Raw genomic sequence first — 19,151 nt, forward strand, 5'->3', positions numbered from 1 at the left:
GTCACATTGGGAAAGGCGTTCCATGTCACAAGTTTCTAACACCTCGTTTACAACGACGGTTTCATCAAACGCCATGGCCGTGGTGGACTATCTGTCCAAAAGCATGATGTCGGCGCTGCCCTTTATTGTCTGCGCGGCGTTGTTCCGCACCGTCGCCGTCATTATGGGCGAAGGCATGCTGGGCCTGTGGCCTGCCGATTCCGAAATCTATCGCCTGTTCTACAGTTGGCTCTATAACGCCGGTTACTACTTTTTGCCCATCTATCTTGGTTGGGCGGCTGCCCGCCAGCTCGGTTGCTCGGAACAACTGGGCATGATGCTGGGCGGCGTATTGATTGCGCCCGATCTGCTTAAGCTCGTCGATGCCGCATCGACGGCGGGGGCATCGATGACTTCCGTGTATGGTCTGCTTCCCGCGCCGGTCAACGATTACACGACGACTGTTATTCCGGTCCTCATCTCGGTGCCCGTGCTATGGCGAGTGGAGTGTTTCTTTCATCGAGTTATCCCTAAGGCCGTGGCATTTTCGTTCGTTCCGTTTGCAACCATGCTCGTCATGGTTCCGGTTTCGCTGTGTATTACAGCGCCGGCGGGCAGCTATCTGGGCATGCTGTTGGGCCAGCTTATGTTTATGCTTGGCAATTCCGGTGGCATCGTGTCGCTGCTCACGCTCATGGGGCTTGCCGCGGGTTGGGAGTTTCTTAAGATCGCGGGTATCAGCAACGTTGTCCTATCGCTTGCGTACGCGCAGTTTATGAGTGTGGGAACGGATTCGTGCATCCTGATTGCCGCGACGATGGCGACGTTCGCCGTTTGGGGCATGCCTTTTGGCGCGTCGCTTCGCGTTGCGGATAAGGACGAGAAGGCGCTCATGCTGGGCTATTCAATCTCGGGTGTTCTTGGCGGCGTAAGCGAGCCAGCGCTGTACGGTTGCGGCTTTAAATATGGCAGGTGTCTGACGTGCATGGCCATTGGCGGTGCCGTCGGAGGCCTTGTTGCGGCCGTGGGCCACGTTACGGCCTATACCATCGGCATGACGAATGTCCTCATGGTCATTGGCTTTGCCACGGGCGGCATCTCGAACCTGCTGTGGTGCTGTGCTGCCGGCGGTGTGGCATTTGCGGTGTCTGCGGCGCTGAGCTACTGCTTTGGCGTGGTGCCGGCGAAGGGGCAGACGACGGGGGACGGAGCTGATTCACCCGAAACCTCGAAGAGCGTGGCCGAAGCAAGCGCATAAACCCGTGCGACAAAGGGCGATTTCTTTGTCATGTTCCAAGGTCGTGGCCCGTGTGGGTTGCGGCCTTTTTGTATCTGTGGGGCAAAGTGGCTACACTACAATCCGTTTGAGCAATAGATATATAGGTAGTACCGTGGGGGCGGATATAGATGGTTGAGTGGATTGTTCGTCGTGCGCAGGGCGACCGTGCGCGCGTGGGCACGTTGACGGGCGTGGTGTGTATTCTCGCCAATGTTGCGCTTTGTGCTGCGAAGGGCGTAATTGGCGTGCTGTCGGGATCGGTTTCGATCGTGGCGGATGCCATGAACAACCTGTCCGATGCCAGCTCGAATATCGTGAGCGTGCTGGGCTTTAGGCTGGCGAGCAAGCCGGCCGACCCCGAGCATCCTTACGGACATGGCCGCTACGAGTATCTCTCGGGTCTGGTTGTGGCGGCGCTCGTGCTGCTTATTGGCATCGAACTGGTGAAGTCCTCGGTTGAGCGTATCGTCAACCCGGAACCTGTCGAGTTCTCGCTTGCCCTGGTGGCAGTTCTAGTGCTTTCGATGGTCGTAAAGCTGTGGATGGCGGCCCTCAACCAAAAGCTCGGTGACCGCATTGAGTCCGAGACGCTGCGTGCGACCGCGCAGGATTCCAAGAACGATGTTCTTGCTACGGGCGCCGTGCTGGCGTGCGCGATTGTTTCCCAGGTGACGCATATCAATCTTGATGCATGGGTCGGCCTTGCCGTTGGCGCCTATATTGGCTGGAGCGGTTTTGAACTCATCCAGGATACGGTGAGCCCGCTTTTGGGCCAGACGCCCGATCCTAAGCTGGTCAAGCACATTCGAGACAAGATCATGAGCTACCCCGGCGTTTTGGGCGTTCACGATTTGATGGTTCACGACTACGGCCCGGGCAGGAAGTTCGCAAGCGCTCACGCCGAGATGGCAGCCGAGGTCAGCCCGCTGAAAAGCCATGACACGCTCGACAATATTGAGCAGGCGTTTAGGAACGAAGACGGCATGATTGTCACGCTCCATTACGACCCCATCGTGACCGACGATCCCAAGGTGGCGAGCATGCGTTTACGCATTAACGCCATGGCCCAGGAGATTGATAGCCGCCTCTCGATCCACGACCTACGCTGTGTTCCGGGTCCCACGCATACCAACGTGATCTTTGACTGCGTACGTCCCTCGGATTTGGCGATGAGCGCCGAGGACCTAAAGCACGCGTTGGCGAAACGTGTCGAATCTGAATATCCCAAGTCGATTGCCAAGATCACGATCGACGAAGACTACGTAGGGCATACCCACGAGTAGGGCCGAGCCGATAAAGCAAATGATGCAGAAGGGGAGAGCATGAAGAAGCTATATCTACTCCGCCACGGCCAGACAGAATTCAACGTCAAAAAGCTGGTCCAGGGCCGCTGCGATTCACCGTTAACCGACCTGGGCCGTAAACAAGCGGGAATGGCAGCCGCGTGGCTCAAAGCCCACGGCGTCGTCCCCGACAAAGTGGTCTCATCGCCCTTAGGCCGAGCCATGAACACGGCAAGTCTCGTCGCAACCGAACTCCTCGGCCCGGATGCAGCAGTCGAGTCCTGCGAAGGCATCATCGAGCGCAGCTACGGCACCTTTGAGGAAGGCCCCCACGACGCGCTGCCTACCGACGTCTGGGACCCCGGCGAGGATCTGGTCCCCTTCGGAGGAGAAGGAAGCCACGCGTTGCAAGAACGCATGGTAGGCACCCTCACCAATCTCATGGGCGCCGATGGTATCGAAACCCTCCTAGCAGTAAGCCACGGCAGCGCCAGCCGCCAATTTATCAAGGCCGCAGCCCCAGAGGGCTTCGAGCTCCCAGCAAAACTCCCCAACTGCGCCATCATGATCTTCGTTTTTGACGAGGAAAAGCCACAAGCAGAAGGCGAGCCAATGCAATGCAAGTTCACCCTCCAGCAAATAGTGGACCCCCAACAAAGTAATTAGCTGAGCGAGCAGAGTTAAGCAGACATCAACGTGTCGTCTCCCGAGCACGGCGGAGGGCCGGAGAAATATATTAAGGTCATCGCGAGTTCCGCACGCAAAGGAGAGCACTTAATGTGCTCTCCGTCTTGCGCAGGACTGTAGAGCAGGGACCTTAATATATTTCTCCGGCCCTCCGCCGTGCTCGGGAGCCATCCACGCACTTTACCTGCGTAAACAATGTGAGTGAAATATGAATCTCGATGGATACGCCCGCAGCCGTGTATACTAAACAGCTGTGTGAAACCAGGGGAGTATTCTGGCTGGACAAAATGCCTGCTTAATAGGGTTGTCAGGTAGTTCAGGCGCAATACAAGGCTGGGGAGCACGTCGTGTAAGTAGTGGTCCTCTAGGGGCGTACGCTCGGTGGTGTACGCATTGTCCCAAGACCACGCGAGAGTTGGGATCATATCTTGATCAGCATGATTCTCGGCCGCAAGATTGGCATGACCCAGGTTTGGGACGAGAACGATAACGTCGTTCCCGTCACGGTCATCCAGGCTGGCCCCTGCGCTGTCTCGCAGGTTAAAACTCAGGCAACCGACGGCTATGACGCCGTCCAGATCGGTTTCGGCGACATCAAGGCCAAGAACGTGAACAAGCCCATGGCTGGCCACTTCGCCAAGGCTGGCGTCGAGCCTGTCCGCTTCCTTCGTGAGGTCCGCGTCGAGAACGGCGAGGAGCACAAGGTCGGCGAGGTCGTCACCGTCGCTGATTTCGCTGATGTCGAGAAGGTCGACGTTATCGGTACCTCCAAGGGTAAGGGCTTCCAGGGTCGCATCAAGCGCTGGGGTCAGCGCCGCGGTCCTATGACGCATGGTTCTCACTTCCAGCGTCACCCCGGTTCTATCGGTCAGTGCGCCTATCCTGCGCGCGTCCTCAAGGGCGTCAAGATGGCCGGTCACATGGGTAACGAGCGCGTTACCGTCAAGAACCTTTCCGTTGTCCGCATCGATGCCGAGCAGAACCTCATCTTGGTCAAGGGCGCTGTCCCGGGTGCCAAGAATGGTCTCGTCGCCATCCGTATGGCCTAAGGGCCCAGCCCATTTAGCCCAGCGTCATACCAAGGAGAACACTTAAATGGCAAAGTTTGAAGTAAAGAACAGCGAGGGCAAGAAGGTCGCCGAGGCCGAGCTCGCCGCTGAGGTGTACGGCATCGAGCCGAACATCCACGTTATGCACCACATCGTCAAGTGCCAGATGGCCTCTTGGCGTCAGGGCACCCAGTCTGCTAAGGGTCGCTCTGAGGTTTCCGGTGGCGGCAAGAAGCCTTGGCGTCAGAAGGGCACCGGCCGTGCCCGCCAGGGTTCCATCCGTGCTGCCCAGTGGCGTCACGGTGGCGTTGTCTTCGCCCCCAAGCCCCGTTCCTACGCTAAGCGTATGAACAACAAGGAGGTCAAGCTGGCTATGCGCTCCGCGCTGTCCGCCAAGCTGGCCGATGGCGAGCTCGTGCTCGTCGACGACTACGGCTTCGAGAAGCCTTCCACCAAGGCTGCCGTCGCCATGCTCAAGGCTCTCGGCCTTGAGGGCAAGCGTCTGACCATCATCGTTCGCGATGAGGACGTCAACGCCTACCTGTCGTTCCGCAACATTCCCAAGACGTTCATCATCACTGCCGACGAGGCCAACACCTACGATCTCGTCAACAACAACGCCGTGCTGATGCCCGCCGACATCGCCGCTCACTTCGGGGAGGTGCTTGCATAAATGACCGCCCACGAGATCATCATCCGTCCGATCGTGTCCGAGCGTTCCTTCTCCGGCATGGAGCAGAACAAGTACACGTTCGAGGTCGCCAAGGATGCTAACAAGTATCAGATCAAGGACGCTGTCGAGGAGATCTTCGGCGTCAAGGTCGTTCGCGTGAACACCCTGACGGTCAAGCCCAAGACCAAGCGCGTGCGCTATGTCGCCGGCAAGACCCGTTCTTGGAAGAAGGCCATCGTCACGCTGGCCGAGGGCGACACCATCGAGGTCTTTGGCAACCAGGCCTAAGACTCGCTGCTGTTGAGTGAGCTCATGCCTCCCAAATAGGGGAGGCGGGAGCTCAAGGTTTTGGGCGTATAAAATGGACACGCCCGGAACCGTGTATACGTCCGGTGTCATCGCACCCGAGGCAGAACCTCGAATCCCTGTCTGCGATGGCTAACGGATTCCTATTGAAAGGGATTGTAATGGCTGTAAAGCACCTTAAGCCGACCTCCGCTGGTAGGCGTTGGCAGACGATCTCCGACTTCTCCGAGATCACCTGCACCAAGCCCGAGAAGTCTCTTCTCGAGCCCCTGCCCAAGAAGGCCGGTCGTAACAACAACGGCCGCATCACCACCCGCCACCAGGGCGGCGGCGTGAAGCGTCGTTACCGCGTGATCGACTTCAAGCGCAACAAGGACGGCGTGCCCGCCAAGGTTGCCACGATCGAGTACGATCCGAACCGTTCCGCTCGCATCGCTCTGCTGCACTACGCTGACGGTGAGAAGCGCTACATCCTGGCCCCCAAGGGCCTCGAGGTCGGTCAGACCATCATGTCCGGCTCTGACGCCGACATCAAGCCGGGCAACGCTCTGCCCCTCGCCGACATCCCCGTCGGTACGCTCATCCACGCCGTCGAGTTCCAGCCGGGCAAGGGCGCTGCTATCGCCCGTTCCGCCGGCAACTCCTGCCAGCTGATGGGCAAGGAGGGCAAGTACGCTATCGTCCGTATGCCTTCCTCCGAGATGCGTCGCATCCTCGTTACCTGCCGCGCCACCGTCGGTGAGGTCGGCAACGCCGATCACGCCAACATTGTCATCGGCAAGGCCGGCCGTAAGCGTCACATGAACGTGCGCCCGACCGTCCGCGGTACCGTCATGAACCCTGTCGACCACCCGCACGGCGGTGGCGAGGGCAAGAACCACACCTCTGGTCGTCCCTCTGTTACCCCTTGGGGTAAGCCGACGAAGGGCCTTCGTACGCGCAAGAAGAAGAAGGTCTCGAACCAGCACATCATTCGTCGCCGTAAGAAGTAATTTCGGATACCGAGTTTTAGGAGAAAGCACTTATGAGCAGAAGTCTCAAAAAGGGCCCGTTCGTGGAGACTCGCCTTCTCTCGCGTATCACCGCGATGAACGAGGCTGGCAAGAAGGACGTCGTGAAGACCTGGTCCCGCGCGTCCACCATCTTCCCCGAGATGGTTGGTCACACCATCGCCGTCCACGACGGCCGCAAGCATGTGCCCGTGTATGTTACCGAGTCCATGGTTGGTCACAAGCTCGGCGAGTTCGCGCCGACTCGTACGTTCCGTGGCCACAAGGCCAAATAGGGGGTTAACCGTAAATGGCAACTAAGTCTATTGAAACTGAGGCCACCGAGGTTCGCGCCGTCGCTAAGTACGTGCGTGTTTCCCCCAGCAAGGCCCGCCTGGTGGTCGATCTGATCCGCCGCAAGCCTGTCGCTCAGGCCTTCGACATCCTCCACTTCTGCGACCGCGCCGTCGCCGTGGATGTCGAGAAGGTTCTCCGTTCCGCCGTTGCGAACGCCGAGAACAACAACGGTCTGCGTGCCGACAACCTGGTTGTCGCCGCTGCCTATGTTGACGAGGGTCCGACGCTTAAGCGCATCCGTCCCCGCGCCAAGGGTTCCGCTTCTCGCATTCTGAAGCGTACTTCCCACATCACCGTCGTCGTTGCTCCTCGAAAGGAGGCGTAAAGCTGTATGGGTCAGAAAGTCTACCCCACCGGCTTCCGTCTTGGCATCACCGAGAACTGGCGCTCCCGCTGGTTCGCAGAGAAGGATTACGCTAAGACCCTCGGTAACGATCTCGAGATCCGCAAGTACCTCGAGAAGCGTCTTTCCCGCGCAGCTGTCTCCCGCGTCGAGATCGAGCGCGCTGGCGACAAGGTGAAGGTCATCATCCTCACCGCTCGCCCCGGCGTTGTCATCGGTAAGAAGGGTGCCGAGATCGATACCCTCCGCACCGAGCTCGAGAAGGTCGCTGGCGTCTCCAAGGGCCAGCTCTCCGTCGACGTTGTCGAGATCAAGCGCCCCGAGCTCGACGCCAACCTCGTTGCTCAGTCTATCGCCGAGCAGCTCGAGGGCCGCGTTGCCTTCCGTCGCGCTATGCGCAAGGCTGTCCAGTCTGCCCGCAAGGCCGGCGCTAAGGGCATCCGTATCCAGTGCTCCGGTCGTCTCGGCGGTGCCGAGATGGGCCGTCGTGAGTGGTACCGCGAGGGTCGCGTGCCTCTGCACACCCTCCGTGCCAAGATCGACTACGGCACGGCTGTCGCCAGCACCACCATGGGCGCTTGCGGCGTGAAGGTCTGGATCTACCTGGGCGAGAAGCTCCCGGGCCAGCCTGTTCCCAACCCTGCACTCGAGGGCTCTTCCCGTCCTCGTCGTCGTAACTCCGAGAGGAGGGGTCAGTAGTGCTTGCCCCTAAGCGTATTCTTCACCGCAAGGTGCAGCGTGGCTCCATGAAGGGCCAGGCCAAGGGTAATACCGAGCTGCATTTCGGCGAGTTTGGTATCCAGGCTCTCGAGGCCCATTGGATCACCAACCGTCAGATCGAGGCCGCTCGTATTGCCATGACCCGCTACATGAAGCGTGGCGGTCGTGTCTACATCACGATCTTCCCCGATAAGCCCATCACCAAGAAGCCTGCCGAGACTCGCATGGGTTCTGGTAAGGGTAATCCCGAGGAGTGGGTGGCCGTCGTCAAGCCCGGCCGCATCATGTTCGAGGTCAAGGGCGTGCCCGAGGAGGTCGCTCGCGAGGCTCTGCGTCTTGCACAGCACAAGCTTCCCATCAAGACCAAGATTGTTGCTGCCAAGAACGCTGAGCAGCGCATCGAGAAGGAGATGGCTGAGGAGGCCGCTCTCGAGGCCAAGTGGGCTGCTGAGGACGCCGCCGCCGCCAAGGAGGAGAACTAATGAAGCCCGCAGAGATTCGTGAGCTCTCGGACGCTCAGCTCGTTGAGAAGCTGAAGGAAATGCGCGCCGAGCTCTTTAACCTTCGTTTCCAGATGGCCACCAGCCAGCTGGACAACACCGCTCGCGTCAACACCGTGAAGAAGGACATCGCTCGCGTCCTCACGGAGCAGCGCGCCCGCGAGATCGCAGCGGAGAAGTCCGCTGTCGCCGAGTAGGACCTAAGGAGAGAACATGACTGATTCGCGTAACTCGCGTAAGGTCCGTACGGGTGTCGTTACCTCCGTCTCCGGTGCCAAGACCATTGTTGTCACCATCACCGAGCGCAAGCGTCACCCCAAGTACGGCAAGATGATGACCAGCTCCAAGAAGCTGCACGCTCACGACGAGGAGTGCACGGCTGGCGTGGGCGATACCGTCCGCGTTATGGAGACCCGTCCTATGTCCAAGATGAAGCGTTGGCGCCTCATCGAGGTCGTCGAGCGCGCTAAATAAGCAGTCGCTCTTACGACTTGTACGTTTCCGAAGATGTGCGTATGCCTGGCTTGCATACCACGGGCCGTATAAAGGCTGCGCACCTCTCTTCGGTTCTTAGTTCGGAGGAACATCTACCATGATTCAGATGCAAACCATGCTGAACGTCGCCGACAACTCCGGCGCTCGCAAGATTCGCTGCATCAAGGTGCTTGGCGGTTCCAAGCGTCGTTATGCAGGCATCGGCGATGTGTTCATCGGTGCTGTCCAGGAGGCTACCCCTGGCGCCAACGTCAAGAAGAAGGACGTTGTCCGTTGCGTCGTCGTTCGCACCGTTAAGGAGATCCGCCGCAAGGATGGCTCCTACATTCGCTTTGATGAGAACGCCTGCGTTGTCATCAACAACGATGGTTCGCCCGTCGGCACCCGTATCTTCGGGCCCGTCGCTCGCGAGCTTCGTGACAAGAAGTACATGAAGATCGTCTCGCTCGCTCCCGAGACCCTGTAGTTAGGGGAGATATATGTATATCAAGAAGGGCGATAAGGTCCAGGTTCTCTCTGGTAAGGATCGCGGCAAGCAGGGCGTTGTCCTGCGTGCTCTCCCCGCCGAGAACAAGGTCGTTGTCGAGGGCGTTTCGGTCGTCAAGAAGGCCGTCAAGCCCAACGCTGCCAACCAGCAGGGCGGCATCGTTTCGCAGGAGGCTCGCATCGACGCCTCCAACGTCAATCTCGTTTGCCCCGAGTGCGGTAAGGTTACCCGCGTCGGTCACGAGAAGGACGGCAAGAACAAGCTGCGCGTCTGCAAGAAGTGCGGCCACAAGTTCTAAGCTGCCCGCAACATCAAGTTGCTAGCAAAGGCCCGGATGCCATGGCACCCGGGCTTTTTTCTATCCCTACTCGATGGCTTCGGTTCTGCCGTCCTGTCATTCCGGTTGCATCCAGTTTTCGGTGCCGTCTCGAATCGAGTGCCGCCAGGTGACACCCTGTCGCGTTTCGTCGGCTTCGGGGACAAAAGTCGGGACAACTCCAAAAACTATTTTCGAACTCAGGGCTTTGAGTTTTTGTTTTTGTCCCAAAGGGCGCGGCGGGATGCCTTTGGAGGCTCGATAGCGCCGAAAACGCCCGTTTTGAAACTTAAATGCCTTTTCGCGTGCAAGCCGCCAGCTGCAATAGGAAGTGAATCAACGCAGGTGGCTTTCAAGCAGTTTGCAAAACTGCAGGTCGCAGGTTTTCATTGCCAGTAGGAGAAATGAGTAGTCTCAGGTGGCTTGCCCATGAGTTGACGAACGGGATTTGAGATTACGCTGACGTCCGGAAACGCTTCGAGCACGTCGTTACGTTTTTGGGATTTGGGCGTAGCCCCTGCACCCGCGAGCGCGGGCCTTAAGCCCGCCGAGAGGGTGACGCGTCGAAAACGAAGGGGAAAGAGAGAAGGGGCCGTCCCTATCATTCAGGTTGCGACCGAAGAAGACAAGGAGACCCCCTGAGCCTGAATGATGCCCCACAGACCGCGTCCGACCGAGCTCAAGCCGAGCTTTTCCTGACGTCCGCCTTCGCGAAGATGATGGCTGGATCGGCTATGGATTGGCAACACTTATTTGGACGATTCCGGGAGGGACGGCCCCGCCTCCCTGAACTCGACCGGCGACATGTAGCCCAGCGTCGAGTGGATCCTGAAGTTGTTGTACCAGTGCACGTAATCCAAGAGCTTGGCTCGGCGCTCGTGCGTCCCTCCTCGGTCCTTCGGAGTGGCCGACGATCTCCCCGTTGCAGAGGTCGACGAGCAGGCAGACGTAGTTCCACGACGCCCCGACGCGCACGCAGGCCAAGTCGCTGCATATATGGGTGCACGGCGCCCTGCCGCCGAAGCCGCGCGCGACGACGTTCGACACGTCGGCCTCGTTGACCGCCCCGGGGTGCACCTTGAACCTCTTCCTGCCGTATGCGCCGGCCAGGCCGTTCTCCCTCATGATGCGGCAGACGCGGCGCCGGCTGACGGTAACGCCCGACCTCCCGGGCGACGCCTTGATCTTGCGCGATCCGTTCCGGCCCTTGCTGGCGGCGTGCGCCGCCGCGGCCGCCGTCGCCCCCGACATTAAGGTCCTCAAGGGCCGCGTCGTCTCCGGCGACCAGTTCGTCTCGCCCGCGGAACAGAAGGAGCGAATCCTCGCGACCTTCGGCGACCTGTGCTGCGAGATGGAGGGCTGCACCATCGCGCAGGCCGCCTATCTCAACGGCGTGCCCCTCGTCGTCGTGCGCGCCATCAGCGACAAGCCCTGCGCCGAGGGCCGGGTCGTCGACTACAACACCTTCGAGAAGAAGGCCGCCTGCGACTGCGCCCGCATCGCCGCGCGCATGGTTAAGCTTTAGGCCCTGCGCGCCGGGGCCCTTCTTTATGTTGGGACCCCGGCGCGCCGGGGCCCTTTCCAAAGCGAAGTGTCGAGCCGAAGTGTTGAGCGTCGGCCCTGAATGTTCAATGGCCGTTGTTTTCTGCCCCTCAAGTGGTGGACTTTTCCTCGGAGCTGTTGATTCCCCCACGCGCCCCCTTCCGTTCTCTGTTCTCCCCTTATACTCCTTGTACGAGGAGGTAAGAAGTCATGGACAAGACCACACAGGACAGCTTGGCAAAGAAACCCGTCGACATGAGGGACAGGATTCTCGAGCATCTCGAGGCCCTCACCTCTGCCGTCTCGCTCGACGACCTTGCCCGTCTGTCCACCTCCGACATCGCCGAGACGCTCATCATCTCCAGGAGCCTGGCGAGCCAGTACCTCAACGACCTTGTTCGCGCCGGTCTTGTGGTTAAGGTGGCGGGCAGGCCTGTCCGTTATTTTCATCGCCGCGCGTTCCAGAAGCGTTTTCAGGTAAAGCTCTCTGCAAGCGAGTACGCCTCGCTCGCCGACCTCATCCAAGCGACGGGAATCGCCGATCACCGCGACTTCGCGCGTGCCGTGGGCTTCGACATGAGCCTCAGCTCCGTTGTCGAGCAGTGCAAGGCTGCGGTTCAGTACCCTCCGTTTGGCCTGCCCATCCTCTTGAGCGGCGGCGTGGGTGTCGGTAAGTCTTTCCTTTCTCGCCTTGTGTACGAGTACGGCAAGAACCAGGGCTTGCTGTCCCGCGACTCCTCCTATGTGCGCATCGACTGCGCCGGGGTCCCGGACGCCGCCTCGTTCAACGGGCTTCTTGACGAGTCGATCGCGAAAGCGCGCGGGGGTGTGGTCTTTGTCAACGGCATCGAGGCACTCTCTCCCTCTGCGATGGAGCACTGCCTTGCGACGGCCCTCGGGCTCGATGCCTCCCAGGATGCGCCGCGCGCTCGCCTCGTTCTTTCGACGACGCTTTCCGCCGATGACCTGAAGGTTTCCTCGGCCTACAGCAAAATGCCCATCTGTGCCCGCGTCCCCTCACTCAAGGAGCGGACCCCCGAGGAGCGCGAGGATCTCATCTTGAGCTTCCTGCGCAGCGAGGGGTGCCGAATCGGTTCTGATGTGAAGATCAGCCGCGGCGCATACCGTTGCCTCGTGAACGCGGACTTTTCCGATAACATCGCCGGCTTGCGCGCCTGCGTGACGAACTGCTGCGCCAAAGCGTTCCTCAATCGCGAGGGCGACTACGTCGTCGTTCGCCCGTATCTTCTTCCCAGCGGGCTCCTCTCCTCCGCGCAGATCGATCAACAGCCCGACGATGGCGTTCTGATCGACGCGTCTCTGGATGCCGCCGAGAGCACAGGGCCGGTCGAGCAGGCGCTCGATGCCCTGTGCTCCCTCGATGAGCGATTCTGCGCCGGGGAGCTCTCTGTCTCCGAGCTTGTCTCGCAAGCTGTCTCCGCTGTGCGCGGCGTTGAGGATCACTTGATTTTCGACCACGGCGTCGCCTCCTCGAGGTCGCGCGCCTTCGAGCGCGTCGTGGGCGCGGTCCTTGCCGACGCAGGCTCTTCTTATGGCATCGAGCTTTCGAGGAAGGTCGCTTTTCTACTGGCCCAGGAGATTTGCCTGCAGTTGTGGCCGGGTATCGGCCTGGCTAAGCGAAAGTCTGCCTGTGCGGAGCAAATCTCCCATCTCCTCGGTGCCGTGACCTCCGAATTGCCGTTTGCCTCGAGTGTCTCCGATCAGGTCGCCGCAGACGTGGAAGGGGCGCTGGGAATCTCGCTCGATCACTTCACGAAGACGCTTCTGACGCTGTGCGTCGCATCGGAGTCTCGCGATGCGAAGGCCCTTCGGACGCTCTGCGTCATCTTGTCCCACGGCTACTCAACGGCGACGAGCATCGCCGACGCGGCGAACCGTATGCTCGGCATGCATGTGTACGAGGCTGTCGACATGCCCTACGACCAGCAGCTGAAGGACATCGTCGGTCCGCTCCAGCGCCTCGTCGACCGCCATTCCTACTGCACCGGGGTCGTGTTCCTCGTCGACATGGGCTCCTTGGAGGAGGCCTATAAGGCCCTCGAGAACGTTACCGACTCCACTATCGGCGTGGTGAACAACGTCTCTACCGGTCTTGCGCTCGAGATCGGGGTCGGGCTGCTCGGCGGCAAGTCCATCGCCGAGGTTCTTGGCGATGCGACCGCCGCGTGCGTGACGCACTGCAAGATGATCGAGCGCGTCAACCGTGAGGACGCCATCGTCTTCTGCTCCGAGTCCGGGGTCGACGCCGCGGAGAGGATACGCCAGCTCGTCTCGCAGAGCCTCCCGCGCACCATAGGCGCGCGCCTGCTCACGAGGCCCTTCAAGCAGCTCGTCGCGAACGGGTCGAACGACGCCGTTTTCTCCGAGCACCGCGTCTGTGCCGTCATCGGCACGGGAGACCCCGGGGTCGCCTCCGTCCCCTTCGTCGCCCTCGAGGACATCATGTCGACGGCGTCCGCCTCTAAGGTTGATGCCGTGTTCGGCAGGTGGCTTGACGCTTCCGAGCTCTCTTCTTTCCACGAGAAGCTGCTCTCGAACATGACGCTGCAGAACGTCATCCGCTCCATCACCATCCTCGACCCGGAGCGGCTATTCCATGAGATCGAGAGCGCCGTGCACGAGCTTCAGCGCAGGACAGGCGAGAAGATCGGCAGTAACGCCATCATTGGGCTCTACGTTCACCTCTGCTGTCTCGTCGAGCGCCTTGTTACCAGAAACCCCATTGAGACCTACGTTGGCCAGGACCGCTTCGAGGAGGAACGCGCCGATTTCATCGAGTCCTTCAGGCAGAGCTTCTCGAGCATCTCGACGCGCTATCGCGTAGAGGTTCCCGTAAGCGAGATCGCATATGTCTTCGACTACATAAGCGTGAGCGCCGCCCCGGCGCGAGAAGAGCGCCTCGGCTCCTCGGACCTCCTGCTCGACGAGTGACCTTCCCCGCGCCGCCGCAAGCTGACCGCGCGTCCTCAATAATCCGATAACCCCTTGCCCGGCGCGAATCCGGATAGCGCCGAGGCAGTACCGAACGTAAAACTTCATTTGATAGGAGCAAACATGAGTGTTGTTATGGCACGAATCGACAATCGCCTGCTTCACGGCATCATCGTGACGCAGTGGGCCCCGGTGTCGGGCGCGACCCGAGTCATGGTCATCGACGACAAGGTCGCCGGCGACGAGGTCCTGAAGTCCACCATGAGGATGGCGCGCCCCGCGGGCATGGCCGTCTCGATCATCTCCGAGCAGACCGCGCTCAAGAACTTCGCGGCGGGCAAGTACGACCGCGAGAAGGTCTTTGTCATCGCCAAGGAGCCCGAGACGATCCTTCACCTGGTCGAGTCGGGCATCGAGCTCCCGTCGCTGATCGTCGGCGGCTCTCTTGTCAAGGAGGGCGGCGTCCAGCTCACCCAGCGCGCCTATGCCTCCGCCGAGAACGTCCAGAGCTACAAGGCGCTCATCGCCCGCGGCGTCAAGGTGACGGCACAGTTCGTGCCCGCCGACAAGCCCGTCTCCGTCGCCGACCTCATCTAAGGAGGGATCATGGTCAACTTCACTATCCTGCAGGTCGTCCTTTTGACCCTGCTGGCCTTCATCAAGCACGTGGACTACTACGGCATCCCGATGATCTTCGTCAACTATGCCGTCTTCTGGGGCCTTATCACCGGTGTCGTCATGGGCGACTGGCAGACCGGTCTCGTCATCGGCGGCACCATCCAGCTCATGCAGCTCGGCGTCGCGGGCTTCGGCGGCTCGTCGATTCCCGACTACGGCACGATGGCCATCATCGCCACAGCCTACGGCGTGACCCTGGGCGCGGACACGGGCCTCGCCATCGGCCTGCCGGTCGGCATGCTCGGCATCCAGCTCGACGTCATCGTCAAGATCCTCAACGGCTTCGTCGTCGAGAAGTCCCAGAAGTTCTGCGACGAGGGCAAGTTCAAGCAGATGAACGCCATCCTGTGGGTCTGCCCCGTGCTCTTCGGCCTGTGCGCCGCCCTGCCCGTCTTTGTCTCCGTGACCCTCGGCCAGCCCGCCGTCAACTGGCTCCTCGAGGTTATGCCCCAGTGGTTCCTTTCCGGCCTCACCCTCGCCGGCAAGATGCTCCCGGCCGTCGGAATCGCGATGCTGCTGCGTTACATGCCCACCGGCAAGTACTTCCAGTACCTGCTCGCCGGCTTCTTCCTCTCGGCCTTCCTGAACGTGCCCATCATCGGCGCCGCCATCGTCGGCTTTGCCCTCGCGATCGCGTTCTACCAGCGCGCCGAGAGGGACACCGAGCTCGCCGCCCACGCTTCCGCAGACGCCTTCATCGGAGAGGATGAGTAACCATGGAAAACGAGAACATCACCGCCGTCGCCAAGGGCAAGCCCTCCGGCTACAAGGTCACCAAGAAGGACCTGCGCAACGCGAACTGGCGCTGGCTCATGAGCGTGTGCACCTTCAACTACCAGACCCAGCAGGGCGCCTCAGTCGCCTACGCCCTCTCGCCGGTCCTGAGGAAGATCTACACGAACGACGAGGACTATAAGCAAGCGCTCAACAACCACTTCCGCTACTACAACACCCAGCCTTGGCTCGCCGCCATCATCCTTGGCGCCTGCGTGGCCATGGAGGAGCGCGACGGCCTAGCGGCGGCGGACGCCGTCCAAGACCTGAAGATCGGCACCATGGGACCGCTCGCCGGCGTCGGCGACTCCCTGCTCATGACCATGATCCCGACCATCATGGGCTCCATCGCCGCCTACATGGCCATCGAGGGCAACCCCGTGGGAGCCGGCATCTGGTTCGCGCTCATCCTGGCCATCTTCTGGGTCCGCATGCACGCCCTCGAGTTCGGCTACAAGCAGGGCGTGAAGCTCGTCACCGACTTCAGCGAGAAGCTTCCCAACCTCACTGCCGCCGCCTCCGTGCTCGGCCTCACCGTGGTCGGCTGCCTCATCGCCTCGGTCATCGGCGTCACCTGCCCGATTAGCTTCAGCTTCGGCGACGTCGCGATGGAGATCCAGCCGCTGCTCGACAAGATCCTGCCTGCCATGATCCCCGCCGCCATCACGGGAAGCGCGTATTACCTTCTTACCAAGAAGAACGCGAGCATGACGGCCCTCATCCTCGTGGTGATTGTCCTCGCGATGGTCGCCTCCGCCGCCGGCATCCTCGCTTAGCTTCGACCCAAGAGATTGGTGAATCAATGAGAAAGATAGTTGTGGCGAGCCATTCCCTTCTCGCCCAGGGCTTCAAGGACACCCTCGAGTTCCTTACGGGTAAGGGCGACGCCGTCAACGCCGTGTGCGCCTACGTGAACGACAACGGCGAGGGGCTCGACGCGGCGGTCGAGGCGGCTCTTTCGGGCACTGACGAGGTCGTCGTCCTTACCGACGCGTTCGGCGGCAGCGTGAACCAGCGCTTCTCCCGCTTCGCCTCCGACCGGATCCACGTGATCGCGGGTGTCAACCTCCCGCTCGCCATGACGGTCGCGCTCGCGCGCCCCGACGAGAAGCTCGACTTCGATGCCCTCGTCAACGAGGCGCGCCAGCAGATCATCTACGTGAACGGTGTCAGTTCTGCCGAGTGCGACGACGACGAATAGAGGAGGTCGACGATGAGAGAGTTCCTTAAGGACGTGTGGATGCACGGCGGTGAGGAAAGCCGCGCCATCACCCCCGAGAACATCACGGGCGAGAAGGGCCGCGCCGCCATGTCGGCCAGCCACCTCGGCGTCGGCCGCAAGGGCTCGTGCTGCGTGCCCCTTGAGTCCGGCGAGACCATCACGCTCGCGGACATCGAGGGCCCCGGCATCATCCGCCACATCTGGATGACCGTCCCCGACAAGACCGCCGCCGGCAGCTTCGTCATGCGCGACCTCGTGCTGCGCTTCTACTGGGACGACGAGGAGACCCCCTCGGTCGAGTGCCCTGTCGGCGACTTCTTCTGTAACGGCTTCGGTGAGCGCGCCATTGTCAACTCAATGCCCATCTGCGTGAACCCGACGGGCGGCATGAACTGCTACTTCGAGATGCCCTTCAGGAAGCACGCCAAGGTCACGCTTACGAGCGAGCACCCCGGGTTCATTAAGTACATCTTCTACACGTTCAACTACGCGCTCACCGACGTGCCGGACGACGCCATGTACTTCCACGCTCGCTTTAACCGCGAGCGCAGCACCCGCAGGGGCGTCGACTACACCGTGCTCGACGGCGTGCGCGGCAAGGGCTACTACGTCGGCACCTACATGGCCCTGTGCGCCCTGGAGCGCTATTGGTGGGGCGAGGGCGAGATGAAGTTCTTCCTCGACGGCGACGAGGAGTTCCCCACGGTCACCTCGACGGGAGCCGAGGACTACTTCGGCGGTGCCTGGGCCTTTCTCGACAGGCCGCCCCACGCGCTGCCCGAGGCGCAGTGCTTCAACACGCTGTTCGCCGGCTACCCGTACCGCTCGACGCGCGACGCCACGCGCGACCGCTTCAGCGCGGGCAAGCCGAACCCGAACCCGATGCTCGCGACCAACGACGACGCGCTGCCCAGGCACGGTCTCTACAGGTGGCACCTTCCCGACCCGATCTCGTTCAAGGAGGACCTGCGCGTGACATTCCAGGACCTCGGCAACGACGACATCAAGCTCTACGAGCGCGAGGACGACATCTCCACCGTCGCCTACTGGTACCAAAGCGAGCCGCACGCCGTGCTCGCCCCGTTTGCCGCAAGGCAGGACCGCGTGCCCAGGTAGGGTCGCCTCGAAACATGCCAACGTTATGGGCGCCCGCGGTTGACCATGGCTGCGGGCGCCCCTTTGCAAGGAGGATCACATGAGCGAAAAGCAAATGAGGCTCGGCGCCCTCGAGGCCGGCGGGACCAAGATGGTCTGTGCCGTGGTGTCCGGCGACGGCGAGGTCCTCGACCGTATGGAGACCCCGACGCTTGCGCCCGCCGAGACCGTCCCGCAGATGATCGAGTGGTTCGCCGCCCGCGATGTGGACGCGTTGGGCATCGGCGCCTTCGGCCCGACCTGCGTCGACCCCGCCGACGAGCGCTACGGCTCCATCCTGCAGACCCCCAAGCTCGCGTGGCGAGGCTATGGTCTTCGCGCCGCGTTCGCCGACGCCCTCGGGATTCCGGTGGCCTACGACACGGACGTGAACGTTGCCTGCCTCGGCGAAGTGGTCTTCGGCTGCTGCAAGGGGCTCGAGGACGCCGTCTACGTGACCATCGGCACCGGTGTGGGCGCGGGCGTCATGTGCGCGGGCAGGCTCCTTCACGGCATGCTGCACCCCGAGGCCGGCCACATGCTGGTAAGGACCCGTCCCACCGAGGAGGGACGCTGCGTCTGCCCGAGCCACGCGAACTGTCTCGAGGGCCTCGCCTCCGGCCCCGCCATCGCCGCGCGCTGGGGAAAGCCCGCGGCCGAGCTCGCGGACAACGATGAGCTGTGGGCGCTCGAGGGGGATTATCTGGGGCAGATGTGCGCGAACCTCGTGCTCATGTACTCGCCTCGCCGCATCGTCCTCGGCGGCGGCGTGATGCACCAGGAGCAGCTCTACGGCATCGTCCGCAAGAAGACCCTCGAATATCTGGGTGGCTACATCCAGACCGCCGAGCTTAAGGACATGGAGAGCTACATCTGCGCCCCGGGCTGCGGCGGCGACCAAGGAATCCTCGGCGCGGCCGAGCTGGCAAGAAGGGCGCTCGCGTAACTTGCGCTCTCTCCGCCATACAACGCGTTAAGAAAAGACGAGCGCTTCTTGCCAATTGAGCGGCAAGAAGCGCTCGTCTTTTGCATTTGTTTTTGGGGCAGGACGCCCCGCCTCCGCTAGAGTCCCTGGACCGCCACACCCACGAGGTTTGGACCGGTGTGGACAAGAAACGCGGGGCTGATGTCGGAGCGGACGACCTCCACCGCGTTGGCCACGCGCTCGCACAGGGCCTGCTCCATGCGGTCGTAGAGGTCGGCGTGGGCCGAGGTGCAGCTCGCGGCAAAGCGCACCTTGGGGTGCTTCTCGACGATGGCGGCGATGAGCTTGATCTCGGTGCGATGCGGTGCTTGCACAGCCATTTCGTGTGCGCGAGGCTGTTGGCTTTCTGGGCCACAGCAATCACCTTCCCCCTAGCATGATGACCTGAACAATCCTCATGC

The 19,151-nt window shown here is 61.4% G+C and carries 24 protein-coding genes and 2 pseudogenes; 23 read left to right on the forward strand and 3 right to left on the reverse strand.

Translation table 11 applies throughout. From position 1 onward, the window contains the following. Positions 1–22: 22 nt before the first annotated feature. The 15 genes and pseudogenes from DW850_RS02645 to rplX all read left to right on the forward strand — a co-directional run bounded on the left by DW850_RS02645 (position 23) and on the right by rplX (position 9,445). Complete coding sequence (locus tag DW850_RS02645) at positions 23–1,237, forward strand: PTS transporter subunit EIIC (RefSeq protein ID WP_117786158.1); 1,215 nt, start codon at positions 23–25, stop codon at positions 1,235–1,237. Positions 1,238–1,386: 149 nt separating this feature from the next. Next, a complete protein-coding gene (locus DW850_RS02650; protein ID WP_117786159.1) occupies positions 1,387–2,541 on the forward strand; it encodes a cation diffusion facilitator family transporter in 1,155 nt (384 codons plus the stop codon). A 39-nt stretch (positions 2,542–2,580) separates the two neighbouring features. Continuing rightward, entirely contained in the window at positions 2,581–3,207 is a 627-nt protein-coding gene (locus DW850_RS02655; RefSeq protein ID WP_117786160.1) for a histidine phosphatase family protein, read from the forward strand. 449 nt (positions 3,208–3,656) lie between these two features. After that, positions 3,657–4,277: a 50S ribosomal protein L3 gene (gene rplC, locus DW850_RS02660; RefSeq protein WP_089572481.1), complete on the forward strand. Its 621-nt coding sequence runs from the start codon at positions 3,657–3,659 to the stop codon at positions 4,275–4,277. 46 nt (positions 4,278–4,323) lie between these two features. Next, positions 4,324–4,950 (forward strand): 50S ribosomal protein L4, encoded by a 627-nt coding sequence (gene rplD, locus DW850_RS02665; RefSeq protein WP_006235032.1) that lies wholly within the window; start codon positions 4,324–4,326, stop codon positions 4,948–4,950. Continuing rightward, entirely contained in the window at positions 4,951–5,238 is a 288-nt protein-coding gene (rplW, locus tag DW850_RS02670; protein ID WP_006235033.1) for a 50S ribosomal protein L23, read from the forward strand. Between the two features lie 179 nt (positions 5,239–5,417). Then, entirely contained in the window at positions 5,418–6,248 is an 831-nt protein-coding gene (rplB, locus tag DW850_RS02675; protein ID WP_055250219.1) for a 50S ribosomal protein L2, read from the forward strand. 32 nt (positions 6,249–6,280) lie between these two features. Further along, positions 6,281–6,541 carry a 30S ribosomal protein S19 gene (gene rpsS / locus DW850_RS02680; RefSeq protein WP_006235035.1) on the forward strand — a complete coding sequence of 87 codons (261 nt, stop codon included), beginning with the start codon at positions 6,281–6,283 and terminating at the stop codon, positions 6,539–6,541. A gap of 14 nt (positions 6,542–6,555) precedes the next feature. Next, on the forward strand, positions 6,556–6,927 hold the full coding sequence (gene rplV / locus DW850_RS02685; RefSeq protein WP_006235036.1) for a 50S ribosomal protein L22: 372 nt from the start codon (positions 6,556–6,558) through the stop codon (positions 6,925–6,927). Positions 6,928–6,933: 6 nt separating this feature from the next. Further along, the gene (rpsC, locus tag DW850_RS02690) at positions 6,934–7,644 is read left to right on the forward strand and encodes a 30S ribosomal protein S3 (RefSeq protein WP_006235037.1); all 711 of its coding nucleotides are present in this window, start codon (positions 6,934–6,936) and stop codon (positions 7,642–7,644) included. Beyond that, positions 7,644–8,039: pseudogene (gene rplP, locus DW850_RS02695) on the forward strand (50S ribosomal protein L16); the annotation flags it as partial. The gene rpsC and the pseudogene rplP, both read left to right, overlap by 1 nt. A gap of 107 nt (positions 8,040–8,146) precedes the next feature. Continuing rightward, the gene (rpmC, locus tag DW850_RS02700) at positions 8,147–8,362 is read left to right on the forward strand and encodes a 50S ribosomal protein L29 (RefSeq protein WP_006235039.1); all 216 of its coding nucleotides are present in this window, start codon (positions 8,147–8,149) and stop codon (positions 8,360–8,362) included. Positions 8,363–8,378: 16 nt separating this feature from the next. Then, positions 8,379–8,639 carry a 30S ribosomal protein S17 gene (rpsQ, locus tag DW850_RS02705; protein ID WP_006235040.1) on the forward strand — a complete coding sequence of 87 codons (261 nt, stop codon included), beginning with the start codon at positions 8,379–8,381 and terminating at the stop codon, positions 8,637–8,639. 118 nt (positions 8,640–8,757) lie between these two features. Next, a complete protein-coding gene (rplN, locus tag DW850_RS02710; protein WP_006235041.1) occupies positions 8,758–9,126 on the forward strand; it encodes a 50S ribosomal protein L14 in 369 nt (122 codons plus the stop codon). A 13-nt stretch (positions 9,127–9,139) separates the two neighbouring features. Beyond that, on the forward strand, positions 9,140–9,445 hold the full coding sequence (gene rplX, locus DW850_RS02715) for a 50S ribosomal protein L24 (protein WP_117786161.1): 306 nt from the start codon (positions 9,140–9,142) through the stop codon (positions 9,443–9,445). 767 nt (positions 9,446–10,212) lie between these two features. Here the strand turns inward: rplX and DW850_RS10350 are convergent. Both DW850_RS10350 and DW850_RS10355 read right to left on the reverse strand, forming a co-directional pair. Further along, positions 10,213–10,314 (reverse strand): IS3 family transposase, encoded by a 102-nt coding sequence (locus DW850_RS10350; protein ID WP_231501554.1) that lies wholly within the window; start codon positions 10,312–10,314, stop codon positions 10,213–10,215. Between the two features lie 292 nt (positions 10,315–10,606). Continuing rightward, positions 10,607–10,714: pseudogene (locus DW850_RS10355) on the reverse strand (hypothetical protein); the annotation flags it as partial. Here DW850_RS10355 and DW850_RS02725 point away from each other — a divergent pair. The 8 genes from DW850_RS02725 (at position 10,671) to DW850_RS02760 (ending at position 18,711) form a co-directional block, all read left to right on the forward strand. Next, positions 10,671–10,988 carry a 5'-methylthioadenosine/S-adenosylhomocysteine nucleosidase gene (locus DW850_RS02725; protein WP_229026325.1) on the forward strand — a complete coding sequence of 106 codons (318 nt, stop codon included), beginning with the start codon at positions 10,671–10,673 and terminating at the stop codon, positions 10,986–10,988. The pseudogene DW850_RS10355 and the gene DW850_RS02725 overlap by 44 nt on opposite strands. A 227-nt stretch (positions 10,989–11,215) precedes the next feature. Further along, on the forward strand, positions 11,216–13,957 hold the full coding sequence (locus DW850_RS02730) for a PRD domain-containing protein (RefSeq protein ID WP_117786162.1): 2,742 nt from the start codon (positions 11,216–11,218) through the stop codon (positions 13,955–13,957). A gap of 123 nt (positions 13,958–14,080) precedes the next feature. Next, entirely contained in the window at positions 14,081–14,554 is a 474-nt protein-coding gene (locus DW850_RS02735) for a PTS sugar transporter subunit IIB (RefSeq protein WP_055287016.1), read from the forward strand. Positions 14,555–14,563: 9 nt separating this feature from the next. Then, a complete protein-coding gene (locus DW850_RS02740) occupies positions 14,564–15,349 on the forward strand; it encodes a PTS sugar transporter subunit IIC (protein ID WP_117563755.1) in 786 nt (261 codons plus the stop codon). 2 nt (positions 15,350–15,351) lie between these two features. Further along, positions 15,352–16,185, forward strand: a complete 834-nt coding sequence (locus DW850_RS02745) for a PTS system mannose/fructose/sorbose family transporter subunit IID (protein WP_117563754.1) — start codon at positions 15,352–15,354, stop codon at positions 16,183–16,185. Between the two features lie 26 nt (positions 16,186–16,211). Next, entirely contained in the window at positions 16,212–16,610 is a 399-nt protein-coding gene (locus tag DW850_RS02750) for a PTS sugar transporter subunit IIA (protein WP_117629220.1), read from the forward strand. A 12-nt stretch (positions 16,611–16,622) separates the two neighbouring features. Continuing rightward, complete coding sequence (locus tag DW850_RS02755; protein ID WP_172676343.1) at positions 16,623–17,747, forward strand: glycoside hydrolase family 172 protein; 1,125 nt, start codon at positions 16,623–16,625, stop codon at positions 17,745–17,747. 79 nt (positions 17,748–17,826) lie between these two features. Then, a complete protein-coding gene (locus DW850_RS02760) occupies positions 17,827–18,711 on the forward strand; it encodes an ROK family protein (protein WP_199570234.1) in 885 nt (294 codons plus the stop codon). Between the two features lie 116 nt (positions 18,712–18,827). On the opposite strand, the gene DW850_RS02765 is transcribed toward DW850_RS02760, so the two are convergent. Next, positions 18,828–19,064 carry a hypothetical protein gene (locus DW850_RS02765; protein WP_117786163.1) on the reverse strand — a complete coding sequence of 79 codons (237 nt, stop codon included), beginning with the start codon at positions 19,062–19,064 and terminating at the stop codon, positions 18,828–18,830. Positions 19,065–19,151: the final 87 nt, after the last annotated feature.

It is taken from the genome of Collinsella sp. AM36-4AA (genome assembly GCF_003467795.1).
Classification (GTDB): Bacteria; Actinomycetota; Coriobacteriia; order Coriobacteriales; family Coriobacteriaceae; genus Collinsella.

Coding starts and splice junctions, on each gene's coding strand:
- DW850_RS02750 (WP_117629220.1), top strand. CDS start 16,212: ATGAGAAAGATAGTTGTGGCGAGCCATTCCCTTCTCGCCCAGGGCTTC.
- rplW (WP_006235033.1), top strand. CDS start 4,951: ATGACCGCCCACGAGATCATCATCCGTCCGATCGTGTCCGAGCGTTCC.
- rpsC (WP_006235037.1), top strand. CDS start 6,934: ATGGGTCAGAAAGTCTACCCCACCGGCTTCCGTCTTGGCATCACCGAG.
- rpmC (WP_006235039.1), top strand. CDS start 8,147: ATGAAGCCCGCAGAGATTCGTGAGCTCTCGGACGCTCAGCTCGTTGAG.
- rplB (WP_055250219.1), top strand. CDS start 5,418: ATGGCTGTAAAGCACCTTAAGCCGACCTCCGCTGGTAGGCGTTGGCAG.
- DW850_RS02650 (WP_117786159.1), top strand. CDS start 1,387: ATGGTTGAGTGGATTGTTCGTCGTGCGCAGGGCGACCGTGCGCGCGTG.
- DW850_RS02755 (WP_172676343.1), top strand. CDS start 16,623: ATGAGAGAGTTCCTTAAGGACGTGTGGATGCACGGCGGTGAGGAAAGC.
- DW850_RS02655 (WP_117786160.1), top strand. CDS start 2,581: ATGAAGAAGCTATATCTACTCCGCCACGGCCAGACAGAATTCAACGTC.
- rpsS (WP_006235035.1), top strand. CDS start 6,281: ATGAGCAGAAGTCTCAAAAAGGGCCCGTTCGTGGAGACTCGCCTTCTC.
- rplD (WP_006235032.1), top strand. CDS start 4,324: ATGGCAAAGTTTGAAGTAAAGAACAGCGAGGGCAAGAAGGTCGCCGAG.
- rplN (WP_006235041.1), top strand. CDS start 8,758: ATGATTCAGATGCAAACCATGCTGAACGTCGCCGACAACTCCGGCGCT.
- rpsQ (WP_006235040.1), top strand. CDS start 8,379: ATGACTGATTCGCGTAACTCGCGTAAGGTCCGTACGGGTGTCGTTACC.
- DW850_RS02745 (WP_117563754.1), top strand. CDS start 15,352: ATGGAAAACGAGAACATCACCGCCGTCGCCAAGGGCAAGCCCTCCGGC.
- rplX (WP_117786161.1), top strand. CDS start 9,140: ATGTATATCAAGAAGGGCGATAAGGTCCAGGTTCTCTCTGGTAAGGAT.
- DW850_RS02760 (WP_199570234.1), top strand. CDS start 17,827: ATGAGCGAAAAGCAAATGAGGCTCGGCGCCCTCGAGGCCGGCGGGACC.
- DW850_RS02735 (WP_055287016.1), top strand. CDS start 14,081: ATGAGTGTTGTTATGGCACGAATCGACAATCGCCTGCTTCACGGCATC.
- DW850_RS02730 (WP_117786162.1), top strand. CDS start 11,216: ATGGACAAGACCACACAGGACAGCTTGGCAAAGAAACCCGTCGACATG.
- DW850_RS02740 (WP_117563755.1), top strand. CDS start 14,564: ATGGTCAACTTCACTATCCTGCAGGTCGTCCTTTTGACCCTGCTGGCC.
- DW850_RS02645 (WP_117786158.1), top strand. CDS start 23: ATGTCACAAGTTTCTAACACCTCGTTTACAACGACGGTTTCATCAAAC.
- rplV (WP_006235036.1), top strand. CDS start 6,556: ATGGCAACTAAGTCTATTGAAACTGAGGCCACCGAGGTTCGCGCCGTC.